We start from the raw sequence: 25,348 nt of genomic DNA on the forward strand, positions 1-25,348 counted from the left end.
GATCCTCGCGGTATCGCTGGATCAGGCAGCGCTCGAAGCAATGCCGGTCAATGAATACGTTGATTTGTACGTGATTTAGTCAGCATTCGTCACCCGTTTTTAGATCACACGTTTCGAAGGTATTTCCTCGTTTAAACCAAGGAAAAAAACATGGCCCACAATCTCCACAAAACGCTCAAGGAATTCGACAGCGGTTCCGGCAAAGGCAAGTACTACTCGTTGCCCGCGCTCGGAAAGGCGCTGAACGTCAAGATCGAACGCCTCCCGGTGTCGATCCGCATCGTGCTCGAATCGGTGCTGCGCAACTACGACGGCAAGAAGATCGGCGAAGAACACATCAAGCAACTGGCGAACTGGAAGCCGGTCGCGGATCGTACCGATGAAATCCCGTTCGTCGTCTCGCGCGTCGTGCTGCAGGATTTCACCGGCGTGCCGCTGCTCGCCGATATTGCAGCCATGCGTGGCGTTGCGAAGCGTGCAGGCAAGGACCCGAAGGCAATCGAGCCGCTCGTGCCGGTCGACCTGGTGGTCGATCACTCGGTGCAGATCGATTACTTCCGTCAGAAAGACGCGCTCGACCTGAACATGAAGCTGGAATTCCAGCGCAATAACGAGCGCTACCAGTTCATGAAGTGGGGCATGCAAGCCTTCGATACGTTCAAGGTCGTGCCCCCGGGCGTGGGCATTGTCCACCAGGTGAACCTGGAATACCTGGCGCGTGGCGTGCACAAGAAGTCGGTCGACGGCGACACGGTGTATTACCCGGACACGCTCGTCGGCACGGACAGCCACACGACCATGATCAATGGTATTGGCGTGGTGGGCTGGGGCGTGGGCGGGATTGAAGCTGAAGCCGGCATGCTCGGCCAACCGGTGTATTTCCTGACGCCGGACGTGGTGGGCGTGGAACTGAAGGGCAAGATTCGCGAAGGCGTGACGGCAACCGACCTGGTGCTGACCGTTACCGAAATGCTGCGTAAAGAGAAGGTCGTCGGCAAGTTCGTCGAGTTCTTCGGCGAAGGCACGAAGTCGCTGTCGCTGCCGGACCGCGCGACCATCGGCAACATGGCGCCGGAATACGGTGCAACCATGGGCTTCTTCCCGGTCGATGAAAAAACCATCGACTACTTCAAGGGCACGGGCCGCACCGAAGCCGAAATCAAGGCGTTCGAAGCCTATTTCAAGGCGCAAAACCTGTTCGGCGTGCCGAAGGCCGGCGAGATCGACTACACGAAGACCCTGACGCTCGACCTCGGCACGGTTACGCCTTCGCTGGCGGGTCCGAAGCGTCCGCAAGACCGTATCGAAATCGGCAATGTGAAGTCGAACTTCACCGAGCTGTTTTCGAAGGCTGTCAGCGACAACGGCTTCGGCAAGAAGGCTGCCGATCTGGACAAGCAATACACGACCACGAACAAGGTCGATGTGAAGAACGGCGACATCCTGATCGCCGCCATCACGTCGTGCACGAACACGTCGAACCCGAGCGTCCTGCTGGCCGCCGGTCTGCTGGCCAAGAAGGCTGTGGAAGCGGGTTTGACCGTTGCACCGCACATCAAGACGTCGTTGGCGCCGGGATCGCGGATCGTCACGGAATACCTGACGAAGACCAACCTGCTGACCTACCTCGACCAGCTCGGCTTCACGCTGGCCGCGTACGGCTGCACGACATGTATTGGCAACGCGGGCGACCTGACGCCGGAACTGAACGACGCGATCACGAAGAACGACATCGTGGCAGCCGCCGTGCTGTCCGGTAACCGTAACTTCGAAGCGCGTATTCACCCGAACATCCGCGCCAACTTCCTGGCTTCGCCGCCGCTGGTCGTGGCTTACGCCATTGCCGGGAACATGACGGTCGACCTGATGACGGAACCGGTCGGCAAGGGCAAGAACGGCAAGGACATCTTCCTCGGCGACATCTGGCCGACGAGCGAAGAAGTCAACGCGCTGCTGAAGTACGCGCTGGACGCCGATGCGTTCCGCAAGAACTACGCCGAACTCACGAAGACCGGCGACTTGTGGAGCAAGATCGAAGGCGAAGCGGGCCAGGTGTATGACTGGCCGAAGTCCACTTACATTGCCGAGCCGCCGTTCTTCGGCAAGGACTTTTCGATGACGCCGGCCGACAGCATTCCGGCCGTCAAGGGCGCACGTCCGCTGGGCATTTTCGGTGACTCGGTCACGACCGACCACATCAGCCCGGCTGGTTCGATCAAGGAAAGCTCGCCGGCAGGCGTGTGGCTGAAGGCGAACGGCGTGCAGAAAGCCGACTTCAACAGCTACGGCTCGCGTCGCGGCAATCATGACGTGATGATGCGCGGCACCTTCGCGAACGTGCGGATCAAGAACCTGATGATCCCGCTGAAGGAAGACGGTTCGCGCGTGGAAGGCGGTCTGACGATATTCCAGCCGAGCGGCGAAGAAATGTCGATCTATGACGCAGCCATGAAGTACATCGACGAAGGCACGCCGACCATTGTGTTTGCCGGCGAAGAGTACGGCACGGGTTCGTCGCGTGACTGGGCCGCCAAGGGCACGCAATTGCTCGGCGTGAAGGTTGTCGTGGCGCGCAGCTTCGAGCGGATCCATCGTTCGAACCTGGTCGGCATGGGCGTGTTGCCGCTGCAGTTCAAGGGCACGGACAGCGTCCAGTCACTGAACATCACGGGCGAAGAAACGTTCGATATCGAAGGCCTTACGTCCGATATCAAGCCGCAGCAGGAAGTGACGCTCGTGATCCATCGCAAGGATGGCAGCGAGCAGCGCGTGACGGTGTTGCTGCGTATCGATACGCCGATTGAAGTGGATTACTACAAGCACGGCGGGATCCTGCCGTTCGTGCTGCGCTCGCTGCTGGCAGCGTAAGTTTTCCGCTTTTCCGCGGTAGCTTTTTGCAGGTGACCGCGCCCTTTTGAGATCAGGGCGCGGGAACGTTGAACCCGGCTTCGGCCGGGTTTTTTTTCGCGTCTTGGTCCAGCCTAAAAACCCGGACGAAAACTAACAGCAAAAAAAAAGCGACGCGGCCGAAGCCGCGTCGCGTTTTTACCTGAAGCTACCTGCTATTCGTCTTACCGCGCCTCGCTCACAAACTTCGTCACGAGATACGCTTCCATGGCTTCGCTGCCGCCTTCCGAGCCGTAGCCCGAATCCTTCACGCCGCCAAACGGCGTTTCCGGAATTCCGAGCCCATGGTGGTTGATCGACACCATGCCGCTTTCAATGTCCTCGCCCACCACCGCCGACGTCGCGCTCGAGCGCGTGTACGCATACGCTGCCAGGCCATACGGGAGACGGTTCGCTTCCACAATCGCTTCGTCGTAAGACTTGAAGGTCGAAATCGGTGCGATTGGGCCGAACGGTTCTTCCGTCATGATGCGGGCCGACATCGGCACATTGGCGAGCACCGTCGGCGCAAAGAAATAGCCTTCACGGCCGATGCGTTCTCCACCCGTCAGCACCTTGGCGCCCTGTTCCACCGCATCGGCGACCAGACGTTCCATCGCCTGCAGGCGGCGGCCGTTGGCAAGCGCTCCCATTTGCACGCCTTCTTCCAGGCCGTTGCCGACCTTGAGCTTCTTCGTCGTCGCGACGAAATGCTCCGTGAATTCCTCGTAAGCGGATTCCTCGACGATAAAACGCGTCGGAGAAATGCACACCTGACCGGCATTACGGAACTTGGCGCTGGCCAGAAGCTTGGCTGCGCGCGGGATGTCGGCGTCGGCGAAAACCAGCGCGGGGGCGTGGCCGCCGAGTTCCATCGTGGCGCGTTTCATGTGCTCGCCGGCCATCGCGGCCAGCAACTTGCCGACTGCGGTCGAGCCCGTGAACGAGATCTTGCGGATCAGCGGATGCGCGATCAGAAACTTCGAGACGTCGGCGGGCACGCCGAACACGAGGTTCAGCACGCCGGCGGGCAACCCTGCGTCGATATAAGCCTGAACCAGCGCCGCGCAGCTTGCCGGCGTTTCTTCCGGTCCTTTCAGGACCACCGAGCACCCTGCCGCGAGCGCCGCCGACACCTTGCGCACGGCCTGATTGATCGGGAAATTCCACGGCGTGAAGGCGGCCACCGGGCCGACCGGCTCACGCGTCACGATCTGGCGCACATTGCCGGCACGCGCCGGGATCACGCGGCCGTACGTGCGGCGCGCTTCTTCAGCGAACCAGTCGATGGTGTCCGCTGCGCCCAGCACTTCAATGCGCGATTCGACCAGCGGCTTGCCCTGCTCCATGGTCATGATCGCGGCCACTTCCTCGGCGCGGTCGCGCAGGTTCTGCGCGGCACGGCGCATCAGCTTGCTGCGATCGAATGCCGATACCTTGCGCCATGCCGCAAAACCGCGTCCGGCGGCTTCGGCAGCGTCGGCGAGATGCTGTTCGCTTGCCAGCGAGAGACGGCCGATTTCCGCTTCCGTCGCCGGATTGACGACGGCGGTGTCGCGGCTGCCCGCGCGCCATGCGCCGTCAATGTACAACTGCGTGTTCGGGTAATGACGCGAAAGAGTGCTGTCGCTCATGCTTGGCTCCTGATGTCCGTGGTGGTCGCGGTTATTGGGGAAACTGCCGCCGGGGCCGGGTCGACATTCTCGACAGTCGAAACCCGGTGAATTAACCATTTATGGTAACGCGATCACGAGGGTTTTGCTCGCGGCTCTGAATCGGGGCGCTGCCGCGGCTGCAGGGGGCGGTTTTATGTCGGCTATTGCCCCGGGTTTGAACTTAAACTGACCGCTGCCGGCGGCAAGCCAGCTGCCAGGCGCGAGCCCGACAACCCCGACGGAATTCAGCCGATAAACCCCTCGTGCTCACGAAAAAACTCACGCCCACGCCCGAACTCCGGCGCTTCGCCCGCACGCTCATCAGTTGCCTGCTCAGCTACGCCGTCGCCAAACTCGCCACGCTGCCCGAGCTTTACTGGGCGGTCATCACCACGCTGGTTGTCGTCACGCAGCCGAGTCTCAACCAGGCGCTGAACATCGGCCGCGACCAGATCGTCGGTGCGGTGATTGGTGGCGTGATCGGCATGGTCGGCTTGTTCGCCATCGTCCGCGGCGCGCAGCCGCTCATCGTGTTCGCCATTGCGCTCCTGCCGCTCGCCGCACTGGCCGCCTGGCGGCCGACCCTCCGGCTCGCCTGCGTCACGCTCGTCGTCGTTGTGCTGGTTCCGGCAAGCGGCCTGGGCTCGCCGTTCGAACGGCCGATCGACCGCTTGTGCGAAATACTGATCGGCGCGGGTTCAGCGCTCCTTGTCGCGTTCCTGATGCCAAACCGCGCGATCAATATGGCCCATGACCGCGCGAGTGAAATCGTCCTCGCGCTGGGCGAACTGATCACGCTGACCCTGCACAAGCCCGGTGACGTGGACAAAGCCGAACTTCTGCATCGGCGTTGCGCGGCCGCCGAACAGGCACTCGACGAGGCCATCACTGAAGCGGGCCGCGAGCACATCATCGTGCCGGTGAAGCCCACGCGCGGGAACGTGATCGGCAAGGTCGCGCCCATGCTGACCCGGCTGCATCGGGACGCGCTGTTTCTGGGCCAGGCTTTTGCCGGCGATCCGCAACTCGCGGGGCGACTGAGTGCGGCCAATCGCGATGCGCTGAACGTCACCGCCGACGCGTTCGCAGAGTCTTCAAAAACATTGGCCGCCACACTCGATGCCGATCACAGCCATCAGGACGAGAACGTCCGGCTCGCGCGTGCGTCGTTCGAACGACTGAGAACGGCATCGAACAACGCATGCGAAACGATGGAGAAAAACACCGTCCTGCCTTTCGTGATGAACCTGCTGGTCCAGGATTTCGGGGATCTGATCGCGACGGTGGAAGTGCTGGATAAACGGGGGTAGGAAAGGAGCGGGCACTCCACAGGTCCGCCATGGACCAAGTCAGCAAATCTCGTCGCCACCGCCCTACAGAACGCCCATCGGGCAACGCATACGCACGGCTCGGAGCCGTGCGCCATCTTCCCGCCATCTCGCGGCCATCTTGACGCCACCGCGGTTGCCTATCATCTGTATCGAACCTGGGCGTAGAACGCCGAAAACCATTTCGGTCCTCTTCTATCCGTGCTTCAACGGGAATTTGACACATGAACGACAAGCCTCAGCAACCAGACACTACTGATGATGAACCGGCGACGCTCTTCGAGCGCGTGACACGCCGCTCTTTTTTGACACGCGTCGGTGCGGCGGGAGTCGCCGTGAGCACCGGGCAACTTCATTCTCTTGCTCTCGCGGATTCCGACGACGCAGGCCAGAACGGCGCGCCAAGCGACGTCGCGCCGACGGAGAGTGGCAACGTTCATGTGCGGTTGAACGTCAATGGCACGCTCCATGAACTGAATATCGATCCACGCACCACCCTGCTCGATTGCGTGCGCGAACATCTGCGCCTCACCGGCACCAAGAAGGGCTGCGACCACGGCCAGTGCGGCGCGTGCACGGTCCACGTGGATGGCAGGCGGGTGAATTCGTGCCTGAGCCTTGCGGCCACTCACGAAGGCGAAGCGATCACCACGATCGAAGGCATTGGACGGCCGGGCAACCTGCATCCGATGCAAGCAGCCTTCGTCGAGCATGACGGCTTCCAATGCGGCTACTGCACCTCCGGGCAGATCATGTCCGCCGTGGCGCTGCTCAACGAGCCCTACGGCCACAGCGACGAGGACGTCAAGGAAGCGATGAGCGGCAATATCTGCCGCTGCGGCGCCTATTCGAACATCGTGTCCGCGATCCAGCAAGTTCGCCGGAAAGCCTGAGCGGAGCAAACGAATGGAACACTTTCAGCTCAAGCGCGCGGCCAATGTCAAACAGGCGCTGGACATGGCAACGACGCAGACCAGTGCAGCCAGCACGCAAGGCACACGCTTTCTGGCCGGAGGCACGACACTGCTCGACCTGATGAAGCTCGACGTGGAGCGCCCGACACAGGTCATTGACATCCACCGCCTGCCGCTCGACAAGGTCGAAACGCTCGACGGCGGCGGCGTCACGATAGGCGCGACGGTGCGCAATGCCGATCTCGCGAATCATCCATCGATCAAGACGCACTATCCCGTGCTGTCCCAGGCGTTGCTCTCGGGCGCCTCGGCGCAGTTGCGCAACATGGCAACGACCGGCGGCAACCTGCTGCAACGAACACGCTGCGTTTATTTCCGCGATACGCAAACACCCTGCAACAAGCGCGAACCAGGCAGCGGGTGCTCCGCGATCGACGGCTTCAACCGTAATCTCGCCATCCTCGGGACGAGCGACCACTGCATCGCAACCAATCCGTCGGACATGAATGTCGCCCTGACGGCGCTCGAGGCGAGCGTGCACATCGAGAGTCCGCAGGGCAAACGAAGCATCGCCATTGACGACTTTTTCCTGTTGCCCGGCACTACACCTGAACACGAAACGTCGCTCAATGCCGGCGAGCTGATCACCCACGTAACGCTTCCCGCGCCGATGCCCGGAAATCGCAGCGTCTATCTGAAACTGCGTGACCGTGCTTCGTACGAGTTTGCGTTGGCGTCGGCCGCGGTCATCGTGACGGTATCGTCCGGCAGGATCGACCACGTCAGGATCGCGCTCGGCGGTGTGGGCGTGAAGCCATGGCGCTCACGCGAGGCGGAAGCGGCACTTCTCGGACGCGCACCCGATGCCGCCGCGTTTCGTGCGGCAGCCGAAGCCGCGCTTCAGACAGCCCGCCCGCAAAGCCAGAACGGCTTCAAGGTCGAACTGGCGAAGCGCTGCATTCAGCACGCACTCATGTTTGCCACCCAGACTGCCTGACGCGACAACGCGTGGCGCGGAGAACACTATGCAATTAGCTTCGAAGAAAGCGCAGCCGTTGATTGGCGGCGACTTCCAAAGAATCGACGGTCCGCTCAAGGTAAGCGGCCTCGCGACGTATACGTCGGATTTCATCTTGCCCGGGATGCTCTACGCCGTGCCCGTATGCGCGACGATCGGCAAGGGACGTGTGACGCGGCTCGACACCGCTGCTGCCGCGAAAATGCCCGGCGTAAAAGCGGTCTTCACACGCGAGAACATCGGCAAGTTTTATCGTGTCGGCTTCGCATCAGATGCGAAAATCGACGAAAAGCGCCCGCCCTTCGAGGATGACATCGTCTACTACTACGGCCAGTACCTTGCCGTAGTAGTGGCCAATACCTTCGAGCAGGCAACCGCAGCGTCCGCTGCCGTGAAGGTAAGCTATTCGACGAGCCAGCCCGATGTGCGCACGGAGATGTCGGCGGAAAACACGCCTTCTGTCGATACGCAGCGAGGCGACGTTGACACCGCTTTCGCCAATGCGCCTGATGCGCTCAAGCTTGACCAGACCTACACCACTCCGATCGAAACGCACAACCCGATCGAACTGCACGCGACTGTCGCCGCATTCGATGGCACAAACTATACGTTCTACGAAACATCCCAGTCGATTGTCAACCAGCGGCAGGTCATGGCGCTGATGCTCGGCGTGCCGGAAGATCAGGTGCGCGTGATCATGAAATACCTTGGCTCGGGATTCGGAGGGAAGCTGTTTCCATGGTCGCATTCGTTGCTCGCTGCCGCCGCGTCGCGCAATCTGCAGCGCCCCGTGAAGCTCGTGGTGACCCGCGAGATGATGTTTCATAACGTGGGCCACCGCACCAGCACGCAGCAGCGCATGCGTTTGTCGGCAACGCCCGATGGGCGCTTCACCTCGTTCCAGCAGGACTATATCTATCAGACGGCTCGACAGGAAACTCGCAAGGAGAACTGCGGAGAAGCGACGGGCTACCTGTACAGCTCGCCTAACCTGCGCGTGACTGCCGCCTTCGCGCGCCGGGACATCGCACCCAGCACGTCCATGCGCGGCCCAGGTGCGGTTCCCGGCCTGTTCGCAATCGAGTCGGCTGTTGACGAACTCGCCATCAAGCTCAACGTCGATCCGGTCCGCTTGCGCCTGATCAACGAACCCGCCATGGACGAAAGCCGGAACGTGCCGTTCTCGTCCCGGCACCTCAAGGAGTGCCTGACGCTCGGCGCTGACAAGTTTGGCTGGTCGAACCGCACCGCTGCCGTCGGCTCGATGCGGCGCGATGGCCTGGTGGTCGGTTGGGGTGCCGCAGCGGGGTCGTGGGCAGCGAGGCGCTTACCCGCTGAAGCGATCGTCGAACTGCATGGGGATGGGACTGCTCGCGTAGCGACGGCGACGCAGGATATCGGCACGGGCACCTACACCATCCTGGCCCAGATGGTCTCCAATCTGACCGGAATCGCGCTCAACAAGATTTCCGTGATAATCGGCGATACACGTTTGCCGCCGGGACCATTGTCCGGTGGCTCGATGGTGACCGCGTCGCTCGTTCCCGCCGTGACGCAGGCCACCCAGGCTGTCGTACAGCAACTTCTTGCGACTGCCGCCGGGGCGGACAATTCGCCGTTCAAGGGGCAGCCGGTGGACGCGCTGGGTTTCGAACAAGGCATGGTCTATCACAAAGGGACCTCGCCCGGAGCGGGCGTGCCATTTGAACGAATTCTGGCACCTGCGCAGGTCAGCATCCTGCTGGGCAGAGGTCGTTCCGCTGCGAGCCAGGCAGATGCCGACGCGGACAAAGTATCGATCCACTCGTATTGCGCGCATTTTATCGAGGTCACGTGGCAGCCGGAAACCGCACCGTTACGTGTGAGCCGGGTTGTGAGCGTGATCGACGGAGGCAAGATCATCAATGCGCGCACGGGTCTGAACCAGATCGAAGGGGCGATCGTGATGGGCGTCGGCATGGCGCTGTTCGAGGAGACGCACTACGACTCGCGTTCAGGCGCGCCGCTGAATCGCAACCTCGCCGACTATGTGATGACGACACATGCCGATTCACCGAAGATGGACGTAACGTTCCTGGACTATCCGGATTTCGCACTGAATCCACTCGGTGCGCGCGGGATTGGAGAGATCGGCCTGGCAGGCATTGCGCCTGCCATTACGAATGCCGTCCATCATGCGACAGGAATACGCGTGCGCAATCTTCCTGTGCGGATCGAAGACCTTCTGGCGGCGCGAGGACAGGCCTAACGCCGCACTAAGCCATTACATCGGCGGCGCAACGCCATCCTTCTCAACCACTACGCGCGACGCCGCAAACTGCGTACCACTCACCGGCGTCGCGACGATAAACACCTTCTTGCCCGCGACCAGGTCCGTGCGCGCCGGCGCGAACGTCACCACAGGCACGCCGTCCCGCACGGTCACCGTGTTGCTGCCGCCCTTGTATGACAGCTTCAGGTCACGCCCGCTCGTGCCTGTCACCGCCTGGTCGACATTCGCGTTCGGCATCGTGCTGTTCGGCGAGAGATCCCGCATCGTTCCAATCATCAGCCCATTTAGCAACTCAATCGAACACGATTCATGCGGACCTTCGTTATGCAGTATCAACTCGCATATTTTGCGTTAGCAGTTTCGCAATTATTTAGGCGATATTTTATATCGACTGCGACATTCCTATTTGTACCGAGCGACAATATTTATGAAAAAAACCGATTCAGATAATTGCGCGAAGTCAAATTCAATTGCGTGAAACTATCCAGAAACTGCCAACTCTGCATTGATAGCTCGTGATGATATTCGCTTGTCCACAATTTCATGATTCGACTCGTCCGCGCATTCGGAATTATCCCAATCTAAAACATGGCCATGGTGTATCGGCGCTCGCCTTCTCGCATTGCTGACTGGCTGAGCATTGGGCCCGTATGGCTTGGACTGTGAAGCTTGCCTCGAAGCGCGTTTAAAGGGCTGATAGACGACCTGCTCCGTCCTTAAGAATTTAAGAACTGTCTCATTAAGTCTTAAATTCGAAAGCATTACATTGGGTTGTCGCCGGAAGAAGTAACAAATTGATCGGATTCATCTCTTTTCTACGGTCGATTTCTCAATTCTTCCGCTCTCCCGCCTGACTGGCGAAATGCCCTGATAGGGCCGCTTCTACAGCGAACGGCAAGTTGCCGCCTATTCAAAGGATAAAAACATGAACACGTCTTATAAAACCGTATGGAATGAAACCACCCAAGCTTATGTTGCGGCGTCGGAAGTAGCGAAAAGTCGCGGCGGGAAGAGCCGGGGCAAGAAGGCGCTTCTCGGAATTCTGCTGGCGACCGGGCTCGCTGACAGTGGGTTCGCTCTTGCCGACGGTTTTTCGTCCGGCAGCGGGGCGGTCGCGGTCGGTGCGAACGACACTGCTGTCGGTAATAACGCATACACATCCTCTAAGACGTGCCCTGGACAGGCCGTATCGGATTATTCAAGCTCTTTCGGGTACTCGGCGTCCGCAAGCGGTTGTTCAGCGACGGCGATCGGTAATGGTGCGCAGGCGGGGACAGCAGCTTTGGCCTCAACTTCGACATATACAACGGCCGTAGGAGGGGGGGCTCAAGCGCTGGCTGTCCAGTCGACAGCGCTGGGTTCGAACGCCATCGCCAGTCAGGACAATGCAACGGCGGTGGGAGCGTTCAGCCAAGCTAAAGGGGTGTCGGCATTCGCAATGGGTGCTCAGGCTAAAGCACTCGCCGATGACTCCTGGGCTAACGGCACCAGCGCGACAGTCAATACGGGAGCGTCGCGCTCGATCGCCGTTGGTTCGAACTCATCGATCGCGGCCAACATGACAGACAGCCTTGCGATGGGGTCTTCCTCAACGGTTAGTTCGTTGGGTTCGATGGCGATCGGCTCCTCCACCAATGTTGGTACCGGAGCAAACAATTCGACTGCCATTGGTTACAAAGCACAAGTCAACAACAACGCCACTAACTCCATGGCGCTTGGCGCGAATTCGGTTGCAAGCGTTGCCAACTCTGTGTCTGTTGGCGCTGCCGGCTCGGAGCGTCAAATTGTAAACGTGGCGGCCGCTAAGCAGGGCACGGGCGCGGTCAACTATGCGCAATTGCAGGCGGCGGGCCTGACGGTCGACACGAGCGGCAACGCAACGAACTCGTTCGTCGCGTACGACGATGCGACCCAAGGCAAGGTGACGCTTGGGGGCGCCTCAGGTACGGTACTGACGCACGTGGCGGCTGGCGAGGTGTCGGAGTCGAGCACGGATGCAGTGAACGGCTCGCAGCTGCACACGACGAACCTGAACGTTACGCAGAACACCACCGATATCGCGAAGAACGCGACTGACATCACGAACGTCGATTCGCGCGTGACGACCGTTGCAAACTCGGTCACAGACATCACGAACCAGCTCAACAGCGGCGAAGTGGGCCTGGTGCAACAGGACCAGACCACCCGCAACCTGACGGTCGGTGCTGCGACGGACGGCCTGCAGATCAGCATGGCCGGCGCGGCGGGCAACCGCGTGGTGACGGGCGTGGCGGCTGGCGGGGTGTCGGAGTCGAGCACGGAGGCGGTGAACGGCTCGCAGCTGTACGGCGTGTCCCAAAGCGTCGCGGATGCGATGGGCGGCGGCTCGAGTGTGAATGAGGATGGTTCGGTGACGAAGCCGCAGTACGACATCGGCGGCAACACCTTCGGCAACGTGGGTGACGCGCTGACCAACCTGGATGGCCGTACCACGCAGAATACCGACAACATTGCGACCATGAGCAGCGCGCTGAAAGACATCAACAGCGGCGGCGGCATGACGTACTTCCACTCGAACTCGATGCTGCCGGATTCGCAGGTAACAGGCACGGATTCGGTCGCGATCGGTGGCAATGCGCAAGCTTCAGCAAATGGCTCGGTGGCGCTGGGTGCAAATTCGGTGGCGGATCGTGCAAACGCGGTGTCGGTCGGCTCGGCCGGCAACGAACGGCAGATCAGCAACGTCGCAGCCGGTACAGCTGATACGGATGCAGTGAACGTCGCGCAGTTGAAGGCGACCGGAGTGATCGACAGCAACGGCAACACGAAGGCCGTGGTGACCTACGACCACAACGCCGACGGTTCGGCGAACTACGGCAGCGCGACGATGGGTGACGGCGTCCCGGGTGGCACGACGATCCACAACGTGGCAGCCGGTGTAGACGATGCGGACGCAGTGAACGTCGCTCAAATGAACGCGGCGATCGGTGACCTGGCGACCATCGCGGCGAACGCGGCGGCGAATGTGTCGAACCCGCTCATTGCAGTGGACTCTGACCCCGCTGCCAAAGCAGCAACGGCAAGCGGCAAGCATGCCACGGCGATAGGCGCTAACGCGGCGGCTTCCGGTACCAATGCGGTTGCGATGGGCGCGGGCGCAGTGGCGAGTGCGGACAACTCCGTGGCGCTGGGTGCGAACTCGGTGGCCGACCGCGCGAACTCAGTGTCGGTGGGTGCAGCAGGCAGCGAGCGTCAGGTCACGAACGTCGCAGACGGTACGCAAGGTACCGACGCGGTGAACCTGAACCAGTTGAACGCGGCGGCGACGCAGTCCAACAACTACACCGACGGCCGTATTGCCGGTGTGCAGAGCCAGCTCAACCAAGTCTCGAAAAGCGCGTATGCCGGCGTGGCAGCGGCGATGGCGATGCCCAATCTGACGCCCTCGGGTCCGGGCAAGACTATTGTTGCAGCGGGTGGCGCGGTTTATAAGGGCCAATCGGCAACAGCGGTGGGCGTAACCCATCGCTCGGAAAACAACCGCTGGACTACGAATGGTGCTGTTTCGGTGACGTCAAGTGGCGATGCGGGCGTACGTGCCCAGGTCGGTTACGAGTTTTAACCAGCCGCACCGCCGATAACGTGCGGTAGTTGAACGAGAAACCCCGGCAGCCTTTCGGCTGCCGGGGTTTCTCGTTACTTGGCCAGGGACTCACTCTGCCGCAAAGCATCTTCCCCAACCCGCTACCCAAACTCAAGCCGCTCAATCAGGCCTTACATCGGCGGCGCAACGCCATCCTTCTCAACCACTACGCGCGACGCCGCAAACTGCGTACCGCTCACCGGCGTCGCGACGATAAACACCTTTTTGCCCGCGATCAGGTCCGTGCGCGCCGCCGGCGCGAACGTCACCACAGGCACGCCGTCCGGCACCGTCACCGTGTTGCTGCCGCCCTTGTACGACAGCTTCAGGTCACGCCCGCTCGTGCCCGTCACGACCTGGTCGACATTCGCATTCGTCATCGTGCTGTTCGGCGAGAGGTCCCACGCATAGTGGCCTTCACCCGTGCCGCGTGCCGCTTCCGGGAATACCAGCACTTCGGTCGCCGTCATCTTGCCGTCGGTACCCGTAGTCGCTGCCGTACCGATGAACGAGCCGGCCTTGATGTCGGAGAGCTTGATGTTCTTCACCGCGGTGACCGGTGTGTCCTGCTTCATGTCGATTGTCACGGTGTCGCCGCTGCGACGATGCACGGTCAGCGTATCGCCGGAAAACGAGACAATATCGCCGCGAATACGCGCGGGTTTGGCCGCCGGCGCCTGGGCAAATGCAACGCCGGCAAACGCGAGCACAACAACCGATACACCGAGTTTCAAACGCAATGAAGTAGATGACGCAATAGACATGGAGGCTCCAGTTTTAGTATTTGACGCGAGAAAATTCAGGCACCGCCGAACCAGTTGTAACCCTGGTTCTCCCAGTAACCGCCGGGATATTCGTTCGTCACGGTGATCGAGACAATATGCTTCGGGTTCTTGTAGCCAAGCTTCGTCGGCATGCGCAGCTTCATCGGGAAGCCGTACTTCGGCGGCAGGACCTGGCCGTCGTACGTCAGCGTCAGGAGCGTCTGGGCATGCAGCGCGGTCGGCATATCGATGCTGGTTGAATAGTTATCAGCGCAGTGAAACGCCACGTATTTGGCCGTGGTGTCGGCGCCGGAGCGCTTGAGGAAGTCGGCGAAACGCACCCCGCCCCACTTGCCGATCGCGCTCCATCCTTCAATGCAGATGTGCCGCGTCACCTGGCTTTCCTGCGGCAACGCACGCAGCTCTTCAAGCGTCCAGACGTTCTTGCCCTTCACCAATCCACCAACCGGCAGCTTATACGTGGCTGCATCGACGATCGGTACATCGTCGATGTCGTAGAACGCGTTGAACGGGAACGGCCGCGTGATCATCGACTCGGGATAGGTCGGCGCGAGCTTGTTCGGATCGAAGAGGAAGGCCTGTGCTTCGTCATTGAAACGCGACATGGTCCGCAACACGGTGTTCACGGATTTATCGTCGGAGATATTGCAGCCTGACAGCATCATGAGACCGCCAAGCGACAAAATGCGTTTGCCGAAAAGTCGCCGCGCAGGCGCCTTCAGTTCATTGCGCGCATCTTTGAGAATGTTGTCGACATCAAGCTTCGACGCAATCAGTTCGCTCTTTCTGTTCAGCATGGTTCAACGGCCCCGGATCATCAGCAACAACGAGCGTGGAACGAGCGCGACCATCACCACGTGCAATACGAAAAACGCCACCAGGAAACTCATCGCGAAGAAGTGCACCACGCGAGCGTTGTCGTAACCGCCCATGAGGTCGCGCAGCCAGGGGAATTGCACCGACTTCCAGACCGCAAGACCCGACAGGATGACGACCACAATGTCCACGATCACCGCCAGATACGCAGCCTTCTGCACGGCGTTGTAATGCGTGAGATCGTCATGCTTGAGCTTGCCGGTCAGCGCGGCACGCAGATCGCCGAAGATGCTTTTGACGCTGAGCGGAAACAGCTTGCGGCGAAACCGTCCGGAGACGATGTTCAGCCCCACGTACACCAGGAAGTTCGCGACCAGCACCCACATGGCCGCGAAGTGCCACAGCAACGCGCCGCCCAGCCATCCGCCCAACGTGATGCTTGACGGAAAAACCAGCGAAGGGAAAATCGGCGAAGCGTTATAGACCTGCCAGCCGCTCGTCACCATCACCACCACCGCCAGCGCGTTGATCCAGTGCGTGATGCGAACCCAGCCGGGCTGGGCTATGACATGAGTCGAAAGTTGAGTCGAAGATGAATTCAAGCTCGCCTCGTGATGGGATGGATCGAACGGGATGCAAAGATGCTGTGACTTGAGGATTCGGGGGACTTGATGGGCACATGACCACGCCGCAAGGTGCCAAGGCACGATCCGCGAAGGCCTCGTCTGGATTCCATCTTAGCTACCGCACGCTGATCGGCGGATGACGCGTTAATGACTTTTTTGTCATCTTTTCCCCGCGTCGAGGCAGGTGGATAGAATGGACCTTATTTCTAACGCAAACCCGCACGCAACCCCACGCAACCCCTTACGCAAAGCGAAGCGCCCCCGGTATGACCATCCTGGTTATAGAAGACGACCGCAAGACCGGCGACTATCTGAAGAAGGGCCTCACTGAGTCCGGGTATCAGGTCGACCTGATCCGCAACGGCGCCGATGGCCTGCATCAGGCGCTGGCGCATCCCTATGAGCTGATCGTGCTCGATGTGATGCTGCCCGGCCTGGACGGGTGGCAAATCATGCAGGCGTTGCGCGCGAAACGCGACTTGCCTGTCATTTTCCTGACCGCGCGTGATCACGTCCGGGACCGTATTCACGGCCTTGAACTGGGTGCGGACGATTACCTGGTCAAGCCCTTCTCGTTCACCGAACTCGTGCTGCGCATCCGCACGTTGCTGCGGCGCGGCGTAGTACGGGAGTCGGACGTATTCCAGGTCGCGGATCTTCACGTCGATGTGCTGCGCCGCCGCGTGACACGCCAAGGTACGGACATCGCACTGACGAACAAGGAATTCGCGTTGCTCCATCTCTTCTGCAAGCGGCAGGGCGAAGCGTTGTCGCGGACCTTGATTGCATCGGAAGTGTGGGACATGAATTTCGACAGCGATACCAACGTGGTCGATGTCGCCGTCAAGCGCCTGCGCGCGAAACTCGATCAACCCTTCGATATCAAGCTGATCCACACGGTGCGCAGCATCGGTTATTCCTTCGGTGCATCCGGGGACTCGCATTGAGTCCGCTATGGCGCTCGCGTTCACTGGTGGTGCGCATCACCTGCCTGTTCGCGCTGATCGTATGCGTGGTGGTCAGCATGGTTGGCGCGTCGCTCTATCACGCGACCAGCGCCACGCTGTCCACGCGCGCCGACTACCAGTTGATCGGGCGTGTCGAACACTTTCGCTCGCTGCTGCACGACCTTTACACGATCAAGGAAATCGAAGCGCGGCCCAAGCTGTTCGAGACCATGCTCGGCGACAGTCAGGACGTGATTATTTTCCGGCGCCCCGGCCTTCCGCCGTTCATCAGCGTGAACCCGGAAAACATGCCGTTGCCGCCGCTTGTTCCCGTGCCCGTGCAACGCGCCGTCAACCTCGACGCGCTCTATGAAGGCTCGCGCCGGGACGGCGTACGCATGCGCTGGGTCGCAGCTCAAGCGCAGGTAGGCGACAGCGGCCAGGTCATCGAGATCATCGCGGCACACGTCATGACGCAGGAAGCGCGGGTGCTGTCGACGTATCTCGTGCGGGTCTGGATCAACGTGGTGTGTGCGGTGCTGATTACCGCGCTGCTCGCATGGTGGGTATCGAGCCGCGGTCTTGCGCCGCTGCGAAAAATGGCCGACAGGGTCGCCGGTATCACACCCGACACGCTCTCCGCCAGACTCGATATCAAGAACACGCCCACCGAACTGCAAAGCCTCGCGATGTCGTTCAACGCCATGCTCGACCGCCTGGCGACCGGTTATGAACGGCTGCTGCAGTTCTCCGCGGATCTCGCGCACGAGGTACGCACGCCTATCGGCGTGCTGATCGGACAGACGCAGGTCACGCTCGCGCATACCCGCAGCGAGAGCGAATACAAGAGCGTGCTGGAGTCGAATCTGGAGGAGCTGGAGCGGCTTGGGCGCATTGCGCAGAACATCCTGTTTCTCGCGCAGGCGGATCACGAGCAGCAAGATATAGAGCGCACGCCGCTGAACATTCGCGAGCAACTGGAAACCATCGCGACGTACTTCGAAGGACTCGCCGACGAACGCAATCTCGGTTTCCAGGTACAGGCTGAAGGCGAGATGTTCGCTAACGCGATCATGTCCCAGCGCGCAATCAGCAACGTGGTAGTCAACGCGGTGCGCTATGCCGAAGCCGGCACCACGATCCGGCTGACCGGCAGCCAGAACGCGCAGGGTGCGCGGGGTGCAGTTATCGTGATCGGCAATCAGGGCAGGCCGGTCGCCCCCGACAACCTCGCGCGCCTGTTCGACCGGTTCTATCGCGGCGATGCAGCCCGCAGCGAGTTCACGGAATCGAGCGGCCTGGGGCTGTCTATCGTGCAGGCGATCATGCGGCTGCACGGCGGGTCGGCGTCGGTCAGTTGTTCAGCGGACGGCTGGATCGAGTTCACGCTCCGGTTCGCCGCCGCGCCTACTCCGCCACGGCAACCCTGAGCGCCAGTTCCTGACGCTCGGCCAGCAGGCCGTGGATCTGCGATACGACCGCCGCGCCCTCGCCCACCGCCGCCGCCACTCGTTTCGTCGATGCCGAGCGCACGTCGCCAATGGCGAACACACCCGGCACGCTGGTTTCCAGCGAGGCCGAGCAGTCCGCGTGGCCGCCATGAGCAGCGGCCCCCGTCAGCACGAAACCCTTGGCGTCGGTGTTGACATTGCAGTCGCGCAGCCACGCCGTGTTCGGGTTGGCACCGGTGAAGAGGAACAGATGCCGCACGTCGAGCGTGAGCGGACCGTCAGGCGTCTTGCAATGCACGGCGGCGAGCGTGCGGCCATCGCCTTCCAGCGACTCGATCTGCGTGCCTGTATGCACCGTCACGTTCGGCAATGCCGCAATCCGGTCGATCAGGTACTTCGACATGCTTAGCTCCAGCCCCGGTCCGCGGATCAGCAAATGCACCCGCGCTGCGTGCGAGGCGAGATACACCACCGCTTGTCCGGCCGAATTGCCGCCGCCCACCAGCGCGACTTCAGAGCCCTTGCAAAGCTTCGCTTCCACTGGCGACGCCCAGTAATACGTGCCATGTCCCTCGAATTTTTCGAGCCCGACAATATTCGGCCTGCGGTAAGCCGCGCCGGTCGCGATCACAGTCGTATGTGAGCTCACGCGCTGGCCGTCCATCAGCTCGATCTGGATCGGCGTGCAGTTGCAGTGAAGCGCCTTGATCTCCGTGGGAATGGCAATGTGCGCGCCGAACTTCTGCGCCTGCACGAACGCGCGTCCGGCCAATGCCTGACCGGAAATGCCGGTAGGAAAGCCGAGATAGTTTTCGATCCGCGAACTCGCGCCGGCTTGGCCGCCGGGCGCACGGCAATCAAACACCGCCACCGACAACCCTTCGGACGCCGCGTACACAGCCGTCGCCAATCCAGCGGGCCCGGCGCCGACGACCGCGACATCGTAGATATGCGCCGGATCGAATTCCGGCAGCCAGCCGAGTTGCGACGCGAGCTGGTTTTCATCGGGGGCGCGCATCACCGTGCCGTCGGGACAAATAACGAGCGGAAAATCCGCCTTCGATGTCGAGATCCGTTCGAGCAACGCAATGGCGTCAGGGTCGGTACACGCGTCGATCACGGTATGCGGATATCCGTTGCGGCTCAAAAACCCTTGCAGCGATACCAGCCGCCCATCGTCCGACTGGCCGACGAGAATCGGCCCGCTGCCCTTTTCGATCAACCCGACGCGCCGCAGAATCAGCGAGCGCATGATCCGTTCGCCGAGTTCCGCTTCCGCCACCAGCAGCGCGCGCAACCGGTCGGGAACGATCAGGATGGCTTCGACGTCTTCTATCGCGTGGCCATCGACCAAAGCAGGCTTGCCGGACAACTGGCCGACTTCCGCCAGGTATTGCCCGGGGTCCGCCTCGGTCACCAGATGCACGTGTCCCAGTCCGTCGCGCCGCGTCACCCGCACGCGGCCGCTCAACAGGACGAACATGCCCGGGCCGGGCACGCCGACTTCGAACATCAGTTCGCCCGCACGCCAGTACTGCACATTGCCGAAGCGCCGTATGCGCTCGATCTCCTCGGCGGTGAGATACGGGTACATCTGGTGCTTGCGGCTTTGCAGCGGTGAGAACGGAGCGTCGGCAGCGGCTTCTGCCGGCGCCGCACTGGTCGTGTCGTTCGCGATCGAGTTGAGGTCTTCCGACACAGCCGGCGAACTGTCGCGCCATTCCGGTTGGCCGTGGCCATGGTCAGGCGCGTCGTTCGTGCCTTCGTATGCGGTACTCATGCGTGGCGATCTCCATGCAGGTAGACGGCGTCATGCAGCGCGCCTTTGCCGGCGGCCGGCGCTTTCGAGGGCCACGGGCACATGGCGGCCATTTCGCCCAGGTCCTCGCGCGCGCCGCCGAAGTCGGTGAGCGGCTTGAGATCGAGCCCGGCGAGGCGCCAGGCGTCGAGCCCGCCGGTCAGCGGCACGACATCCTTGAACCCGGCATTGCGGAGCGCCTTGGCCATCCACGCCGCCGATACCTCGTTCGGACACGAGCAATAAATGACGATCTTCTGATCCGGCTGATAACTTTCCACGATCTTCTGCAATTCGCGTTCATCGGCGAAAACCGAGCCTGGAATCACGAACGGATCGAGCACGCGTTTCTCGGCGGAACGGATGTCGAAGATAGCGGGCAGCGGTTCGTTCGCCATCAGCGAATACAACTCGTCGACGGTAATGCGCGCCGTTTCCAGCGTCTTCATCAGCATCTTGCGGCGCCAGTAGCGGTAGGCCACGTAACACGCCAGCGCGACCGCCACGACCAGGAGCGCCTGCTTGCCGAGCCGCGCGATCATCGCGAACACCATGTCGAGCTCCGCCGCGAAGATCACGCCCACCGCGAGTCCCACCGCGGCCCATAACGCGACACCCACGCCGTCGTGCGCGATGAACGAACGCATGCGCACGCCCATGGCGCCGGCCAGCGGCACCGAAACCAGCGACAAACCCGGGATGAATTTCGCGACCAGCAGCACGCGTACGCCCCATTGGCCAAAAAAGCGCTCAGTTTTTTTCACGCAGGTATCGCGCGACAGGGACAGCTTGCAGATAGTCTTGAGCGTGCGGTCGCCGTAGCGCCGGCCGCCCTGGAACCAGACGAGATCGCCCAGCACTCCTCCCACCACGGCAATACCGAGCATCAGCGCGAGATGGGGCCACAAGCCCTGGCCGTTGAGGCCCATCATGGCCACCGACGCACCGACTACGACCAGCGTCGGCATGGCGGGGACGGGCAAGCCGAGCGCCGCGCCCATCACGTTGAAAAAGACGATTGCCGGACCATACCGGTCAGCCAGATCATGCAACAGCATGGGATTCTCCCGCAGTTTGTGCAGCGCTCGATTCGGGTGTGGGGAGCCTGAACGCCGTGGGCGCTTCGCGCGAAGCGCTTACTTTATACGGCTCGCTTGACGGCTTTGCGATGAAGCGCGCTGCCTCCGGAAACGCGGCTGGACAGTGTCCGGGCGATACGAACCGCCCATGCCTGGCCACTCCGTGATCCGTCATGCGCGCCGCGATGCGCCGTCGCATTCATGAAAAGAGTGTAGCGCGGATTAGCGGGAATGCCGATGGTCGGGGCGGTTCTCGGGACCCCGGTTCGGCACGTGCCCGCATCCTTTGCCGCATCCTTTGTTATCGCTTGGCCGCGGCTTCCTCACTTCAGCCCGAAGTCTACCCGCGTGGGTGCACCCTTGTCCTTAATGCCATCGGCGTTGAGATGCGGCGCGACGATAAAGATCCGCTTGCTGTCGATCTTGCCTTCGAAATATTGCTTCACCACCGACGCGCGCCGCTGCGCAAGCGCACCGAGCGCGCCCTCGTCCACCGGCGCGTGCTCCTCGAGTGCGGCTTTCATGTCCGCGTCGGGGACGGTCTTCGTCATGCCGATCAGGTTGCGCGGTTTCTTGAAGTCCGCGCTTTTATACGCTTTCGTGAGGAATTTGCTGTATTCATCGGCGGAAATGGGGATGGTCGACGGATTGATGTTCGGATTGTCTTCGCTCGCGTCCTGCATCTTCGCCAGACGCACTTGCCGGTCGACGTAGGCCGCGCGCAAACCGGGCTCGTCCAGCGCCGGGTCCACACGCGCCGATATCTCCAGCGTGATCGACGGTTTGTCGGCTAGTGCCTTGGCGATCGTGTCGAGTTTCTCCTTCGCCGCGTCGCTCAGCGTGGCCGAACCCGGATCGAACTCCACGTAGCCGAGTTCTTCAGGGTTCTTGCCGCCGAACGCGTTTGCAATCAGCGAGAACGGCGCCGTCACCGCGCGCTCGAGCAAGTGAACGATTGCCGTCCACAGCAGCGAGCCGATCGAGAATTGCGGATCCGAAAGCGAGCCGGAAATAGGGATATTGACGTCGATCTCGCCCTTCGAATTCTTCAGCAGCGACACCGCTAGCCGCACCGGCAATTTGGTCGCGGTGCTGTTGTCGACGTGATCGCCGAACGTGAGTTGATCGATGAAAAGATGGTTGTTCGCGGTGAGCTTCTCGTCGGCGAGCATGTAGTGCAGGTCGACGTTGAGCTTGCCCTTCGTGATGGGATAACCCGCATATTTGGTCGAATAAGGCGAGATATTCGGCAGCTCGACGTCATGCGCGCTCGCGGTGAGATCCAGCGCCGGTTTCGCGATCAGCGGATTCACCACCCCCTTGATCGATACCGGACCGTTCGCCGACAGTTTTGCGGCGACATCGACGGGGGCCGGCATGGTCGAGTGCGTGCCGAATGCGCCGATAGTGCCGGTGATCGAAACCAGGTTCGCGGTGAAATTCGGCTTGATGAAGTTGTCGGTGTAGGTCACGCGGCCGTTTTGCAGCACAAGCTGGCCAAAGCGCAGATTCGCCGATGACGACGCGGTTTTCGGCGCGGCGGGAGCCGCTGCCGGCGCCGACGCGGCCGGTGCAGAAGCCGCCGTCGAGGCCACGGCTTGCGTGGTGACCGAGGTCTTGTCCTGCGCCACGATATCGCGGAGATTGAGCTTGCCCTGCGCGTCCAGCAGCACACGGCCGTAGAAGTTCGCGAACGTCACGCGCGCCGCCTCGACGTCGGCGCCTCGCTCGTCGTAGCGGGCATTCAGTTTGGTCAGGCCGAGCAGTTTCCAGCCGGCCAGCGGGTCCGAATTCACCCGGTCGATCAGCCGCACATTCGACAGCGAGACATCGCCCTTGTAACCGGCTTTGAGGGAGCGCCCGGCACCTGAAAACGATGCGTCGCCGTTCGCGCTCAGCAGCGCGCTCGAGACCGTCGCGTTCAGGTTGCCGCCAAAGTACGGCTCGAACGCCGATGCGTCGAGTTCGCTGGCGTCAACGTGCAGTGCGAGGCTCAACGGTTTCGCGGTGAGCTTGCCGGCCACGGCCAGCGCACCTTTGCCGTTCATCGTCAGCTTGCCGTCGATAGCGAGCGGTTTGGTCAGGTCGTCGGTAACCTGCTTGACGCCCAACTGCAACGGAGCGATGTGCACTTTTACCGGGTGCGGCGTGGATTCGTCGGTGAAGTCGGCGCTGCTGTCGTTGAGCGACACCTGCGCGATCTGATACCGCCATGCGGGGCCCGCCTCGTTCGCCTTTTCGACCTTGTGCGTCGCACTGGCTTCAGGCGCGGTTTCGTGCGGACCGGCGAGCGCGGCGAGATCGATACTGCCGTCCTTCAGGCGTTTTACATCGACGGAAAGGCCGTTCAGCACGACGCTGTCCAGCGCGGCGGTGCGTGCCGCGACATCGATCTTCCGGATCGTCGCTTGCGCCGAAGCCAGTGCGATGGGGGCGGCATTCGCCGCGTTATTCAACCGCGGTACGAGCTTCAGTGACTTGAGCGTGACATCGCCCGCGCCAACCTGGATGGACGGCTCGGGCTTCGACCAGTCCACTTGCAGCGGCAAATTTGCGCCGAGCGAACCGTCGGTGATACGCGCGGCCACCGCGTTCGCTACGTAGGGTTGCAACGGCGCCAGCGGCAAGTCGCTCAGCGCGAGTTTTGCATCGGCGTTCTTGGCCGGCAGCGTAAAACTACCCGACGCGTCGAGCCCGCCGCCGTGATCGAAGGCCGTTTTCAGCGTGTAGCGCGCCGGGGGTTTGCCGAGCGTGGAGAAATCATCGAGCGTCACGTTCAGGTTCGACAGTCCGAGCGTGGCGGGTTGCGTCATCAAGCGGTCATCGAAGACTATATGGCCCTGGTCGATCGCCAGATGTTTGATCGCGAGGTCGAGCGGTTGCGCCGCGGTCTCGGCGGCTTTGGCATCGCTGGCGGGCGTGGGCGCAGGCGCAGGTGCGGACGTTGGCGCGGGTGTCGATGCGCTCAGTTTCTCGAAGTTGAATGAGCCGGCTTTATCGCGGGAGAGTTTCACGTCCGGCTGCGTCAGCCGCACTTCATCCAGTTGGTACACATTGCGCAGCGGTTCAAGGTTCGCCGCGTTCACATGCAACGATTGCGCGGCAAACAACGGTGCGTCCTGCTTGTCCGTCACGGCCAGATCCGCGAGATCTGCCGTCCCTTTGATGCGAACCACGGGCGTCTCGGCGTTGAGTTCAAAGCTCAGATCGAGGTTCGTCGACAAGCGCCCGCTCTTGACGGCGGCCGGTAGTGAAGCGGGTGCATACGACAACAGTTGCGGCACGTCCAGCCCGTCGAGTTGCAGCGCAATGTCCGACTCGCGCGATTCGGCGAACGGCTTGGTACGTCCAGTGATGGACAACGGTGAACCGTCAATGCGCGCCTGCAGCGAAGGCGTGACGAATAATTCAGTGGTGGATGGGAGATTGGCGATAAACGGAATCCCGATCGACCAGCGATCGATTACGTGATGCGTTTTCAGCAGGCGGTCGTCAAAATCGATCCGGCCATTTTCCACGCGAATATTCGATACGGAGAATCGCACCGGTTTGCTGGACGGATTGGCTGAAGGCTTCGAAAACTTTTCGATGAGATCGGAGAAATTAAAACGTTGCGCGTCGAAACGCACAATATGAAAACGGGGTGAATCGATCTTGAGTTCGTTGATGATTGGCGCGAACCGGAACAGCGACGACCACGAAGGCCGCACGATCAGGCGTTCTATATCGACGAAATCGCCGCTTTTCGTGCCTGCGCCGAGGTTGGCGGGCGCTTCGCCAATATGCACGCGGTCGGCTTCGAAACTCAGCGTATAGGGATTGAGCGCAATTCGTTCGATGCTGGCGGGGCGATCGAGTTGTGCTGCAAGCTGTTGCTCCGCGATATGCCGAATAAGCGGTGGAGCGGCGAAAAAGCCAAGCAGGCCGATTACGATGACAGCAAGCAGGAGCCCGATCACGACACGCCGGGTGCGTGGAGCTTGCGCCACCGAGTTGGCCCCTTTGATCAGGCTACGCCCGGCGGATGTCAGGGAAGTCTTGTTCAGGCTTGCCATGCGTGCCTCGTAGCGCGGTTGCGCACGCCGGCACGAGCCACGCGCAGCCTTGGGAAACAGCACGCCTGAGTATACGACGCTGCGCCGGCAAATTGA

At 61.4% G+C, this 25,348-nt stretch carries 15 protein-coding genes and 1 pseudogene; 8 read left to right on the plus strand and 8 right to left on the minus strand.

Annotated features, from left to right (window positions below; all coding sequences use genetic code 11):
- The first annotated feature begins 150 nt into the window (after positions 1–150).
- Positions 151–2,868: an aconitate hydratase AcnA gene (gene acnA / locus AWB69_RS39860; protein ID WP_062092276.1), complete on the plus strand. Its 2,718-nt coding sequence runs from the start codon at positions 151–153 to the stop codon at positions 2,866–2,868.
- Positions 2,869–3,071: 203 nt separating this feature from the next.
- On the opposite strand, the gene AWB69_RS39865 is transcribed toward acnA, so the two are convergent.
- Positions 3,072–4,520, minus strand: a complete 1,449-nt coding sequence (locus AWB69_RS39865) for an NAD-dependent succinate-semialdehyde dehydrogenase (protein ID WP_062092277.1) — start codon at positions 4,518–4,520, stop codon at positions 3,072–3,074.
- A gap of 284 nt (positions 4,521–4,804) precedes the next feature.
- Between AWB69_RS39865 and AWB69_RS39870 the strand changes: the two genes are divergently transcribed.
- From AWB69_RS39870 to AWB69_RS39885, 4 genes are all read left to right on the plus strand, one after another.
- Positions 4,805–5,851: an FUSC family protein gene (locus tag AWB69_RS39870; RefSeq protein WP_062092278.1), complete on the plus strand. Its 1,047-nt coding sequence runs from the start codon at positions 4,805–4,807 to the stop codon at positions 5,849–5,851.
- A 242-nt stretch (positions 5,852–6,093) separates the two neighbouring features.
- Positions 6,094–6,762: a (2Fe-2S)-binding protein gene (locus AWB69_RS39875; RefSeq protein ID WP_082913800.1), complete on the plus strand. Its 669-nt coding sequence runs from the start codon at positions 6,094–6,096 to the stop codon at positions 6,760–6,762.
- 13 nt (positions 6,763–6,775) lie between these two features.
- On the plus strand, positions 6,776–7,780 hold the full coding sequence (locus AWB69_RS39880; RefSeq protein ID WP_062092279.1) for an FAD binding domain-containing protein: 1,005 nt from the start codon (positions 6,776–6,778) through the stop codon (positions 7,778–7,780).
- A 28-nt stretch (positions 7,781–7,808) separates the two neighbouring features.
- A complete protein-coding gene (locus tag AWB69_RS39885) occupies positions 7,809–10,049 on the plus strand; it encodes a xanthine dehydrogenase family protein molybdopterin-binding subunit (protein WP_062092280.1) in 2,241 nt (746 codons plus the stop codon).
- A 15-nt stretch (positions 10,050–10,064) separates the two neighbouring features.
- Here the strand turns inward: AWB69_RS39885 and AWB69_RS39890 are convergent.
- Positions 10,065–10,331: pseudogene (locus AWB69_RS39890) on the minus strand (hypothetical protein); the annotation flags it as partial.
- A 667-nt stretch (positions 10,332–10,998) separates the two neighbouring features.
- Here AWB69_RS39890 and AWB69_RS39895 point away from each other — a divergent pair.
- Positions 10,999–13,674: a YadA-like family protein gene (locus tag AWB69_RS39895; RefSeq protein WP_062092281.1), complete on the plus strand. Its 2,676-nt coding sequence runs from the start codon at positions 10,999–11,001 to the stop codon at positions 13,672–13,674.
- Between the two features lie 152 nt (positions 13,675–13,826).
- Here AWB69_RS39895 and AWB69_RS39900 read toward each other — a convergent pair whose 3' ends face one another.
- Genes AWB69_RS39900 through AWB69_RS39910 form a run of 3 tightly spaced genes read right to left on the minus strand, consistent with a single transcriptional unit; the run spans position 13,827 to position 15,898 of the window.
- On the minus strand, positions 13,827–14,459 hold the full coding sequence (locus tag AWB69_RS39900; RefSeq protein ID WP_062092282.1) for a hypothetical protein: 633 nt from the start codon (positions 14,457–14,459) through the stop codon (positions 13,827–13,829).
- Between the two features lie 35 nt (positions 14,460–14,494).
- On the minus strand, positions 14,495–15,277 hold the full coding sequence (locus tag AWB69_RS39905) for a molybdopterin-dependent oxidoreductase (RefSeq protein ID WP_062092283.1): 783 nt from the start codon (positions 15,275–15,277) through the stop codon (positions 14,495–14,497).
- Between the two features lie 3 nt (positions 15,278–15,280).
- Entirely contained in the window at positions 15,281–15,898 is a 618-nt protein-coding gene (locus AWB69_RS39910) for a cytochrome b/b6 domain-containing protein (protein WP_062092284.1), read from the minus strand.
- Between the two features lie 290 nt (positions 15,899–16,188).
- Here AWB69_RS39910 and AWB69_RS39915 point away from each other — a divergent pair, with 290 nt between their 5' ends.
- A complete protein-coding gene (locus AWB69_RS39915; RefSeq protein ID WP_062092285.1) occupies positions 16,189–16,869 on the plus strand; it encodes a heavy metal response regulator transcription factor in 681 nt (226 codons plus the stop codon).
- Positions 16,866–18,299, plus strand: coding sequence for a heavy metal sensor histidine kinase (locus tag AWB69_RS39920; protein ID WP_062092286.1), 1,434 nt, complete (start codon positions 16,866–16,868; stop codon positions 18,297–18,299). Before AWB69_RS39915 ends, AWB69_RS39920 begins: the two co-directional genes overlap by 4 nt.
- Here the strand turns inward: AWB69_RS39920 and AWB69_RS39925 are convergent.
- The 3 genes from AWB69_RS39925 to AWB69_RS39935 form a co-directional block, all read right to left on the minus strand.
- Complete coding sequence (locus AWB69_RS39925; protein ID WP_082913801.1) at positions 18,277–20,100, minus strand: FAD-dependent oxidoreductase; 1,824 nt, start codon at positions 20,098–20,100, stop codon at positions 18,277–18,279. The genes AWB69_RS39920 and AWB69_RS39925 overlap by 23 nt on opposite strands.
- A complete protein-coding gene (locus tag AWB69_RS39930; RefSeq protein WP_082913804.1) occupies positions 20,097–21,173 on the minus strand; it encodes a DedA family protein/thiosulfate sulfurtransferase GlpE in 1,077 nt (358 codons plus the stop codon). The genes AWB69_RS39925 and AWB69_RS39930 overlap by 4 nt, the downstream gene beginning before the upstream one ends.
- Before the next feature lie 347 nt (positions 21,174–21,520).
- The gene (locus AWB69_RS39935; protein WP_062092288.1) at positions 21,521–25,252 is read right to left on the minus strand and encodes a DUF748 domain-containing protein; all 3,732 of its coding nucleotides are present in this window, start codon (positions 25,250–25,252) and stop codon (positions 21,521–21,523) included.
- Positions 25,253–25,348 lie beyond the last annotated feature (96 nt).

Origin of the sequence: Caballeronia udeis, assembly GCF_001544555.2 — a bacterium.
Taxonomy (GTDB): domain Bacteria; phylum Pseudomonadota; class Gammaproteobacteria; order Burkholderiales; family Burkholderiaceae; genus Caballeronia; species Caballeronia udeis.

What these genes read in the sequence shown, in the direction of transcription:
- acnA (WP_062092276.1), top strand. Translation starts at nt 151, where the DNA reads ATGGCCCACAATCTCCACAAAACGCTCAAGGAATTCGACAGCGGTTCC.
- AWB69_RS39865 (WP_062092277.1), bottom strand. Translation starts at nt 4,520, where the DNA reads ATGAGCGACAGCACTCTTTCGCGTCATTACCCGAACACGCAGTTGTAC.
- AWB69_RS39875 (WP_082913800.1), top strand. Translation starts at nt 6,094, where the DNA reads ATGAACGACAAGCCTCAGCAACCAGACACTACTGATGATGAACCGGCG.
- AWB69_RS39880 (WP_062092279.1), top strand. Translation starts at nt 6,776, where the DNA reads ATGGAACACTTTCAGCTCAAGCGCGCGGCCAATGTCAAACAGGCGCTG.
- AWB69_RS39885 (WP_062092280.1), top strand. Translation starts at nt 7,809, where the DNA reads ATGCAATTAGCTTCGAAGAAAGCGCAGCCGTTGATTGGCGGCGACTTC.
- AWB69_RS39895 (WP_062092281.1), top strand. Translation starts at nt 10,999, where the DNA reads ATGAACACGTCTTATAAAACCGTATGGAATGAAACCACCCAAGCTTAT.
- AWB69_RS39900 (WP_062092282.1), bottom strand. Translation starts at nt 14,459, where the DNA reads ATGTCTATTGCGTCATCTACTTCATTGCGTTTGAAACTCGGTGTATCG.
- AWB69_RS39905 (WP_062092283.1), bottom strand. Translation starts at nt 15,277, where the DNA reads ATGCTGAACAGAAAGAGCGAACTGATTGCGTCGAAGCTTGATGTCGAC.
- AWB69_RS39915 (WP_062092285.1), top strand. Translation starts at nt 16,189, where the DNA reads ATGACCATCCTGGTTATAGAAGACGACCGCAAGACCGGCGACTATCTG.
- AWB69_RS39925 (WP_082913801.1), bottom strand. Translation starts at nt 20,100, where the DNA reads ATGAGTACCGCATACGAAGGCACGAACGACGCGCCTGACCATGGCCAC.
- AWB69_RS39935 (WP_062092288.1), bottom strand. Translation starts at nt 25,252, where the DNA reads ATGGCAAGCCTGAACAAGACTTCCCTGACATCCGCCGGGCGTAGCCTG.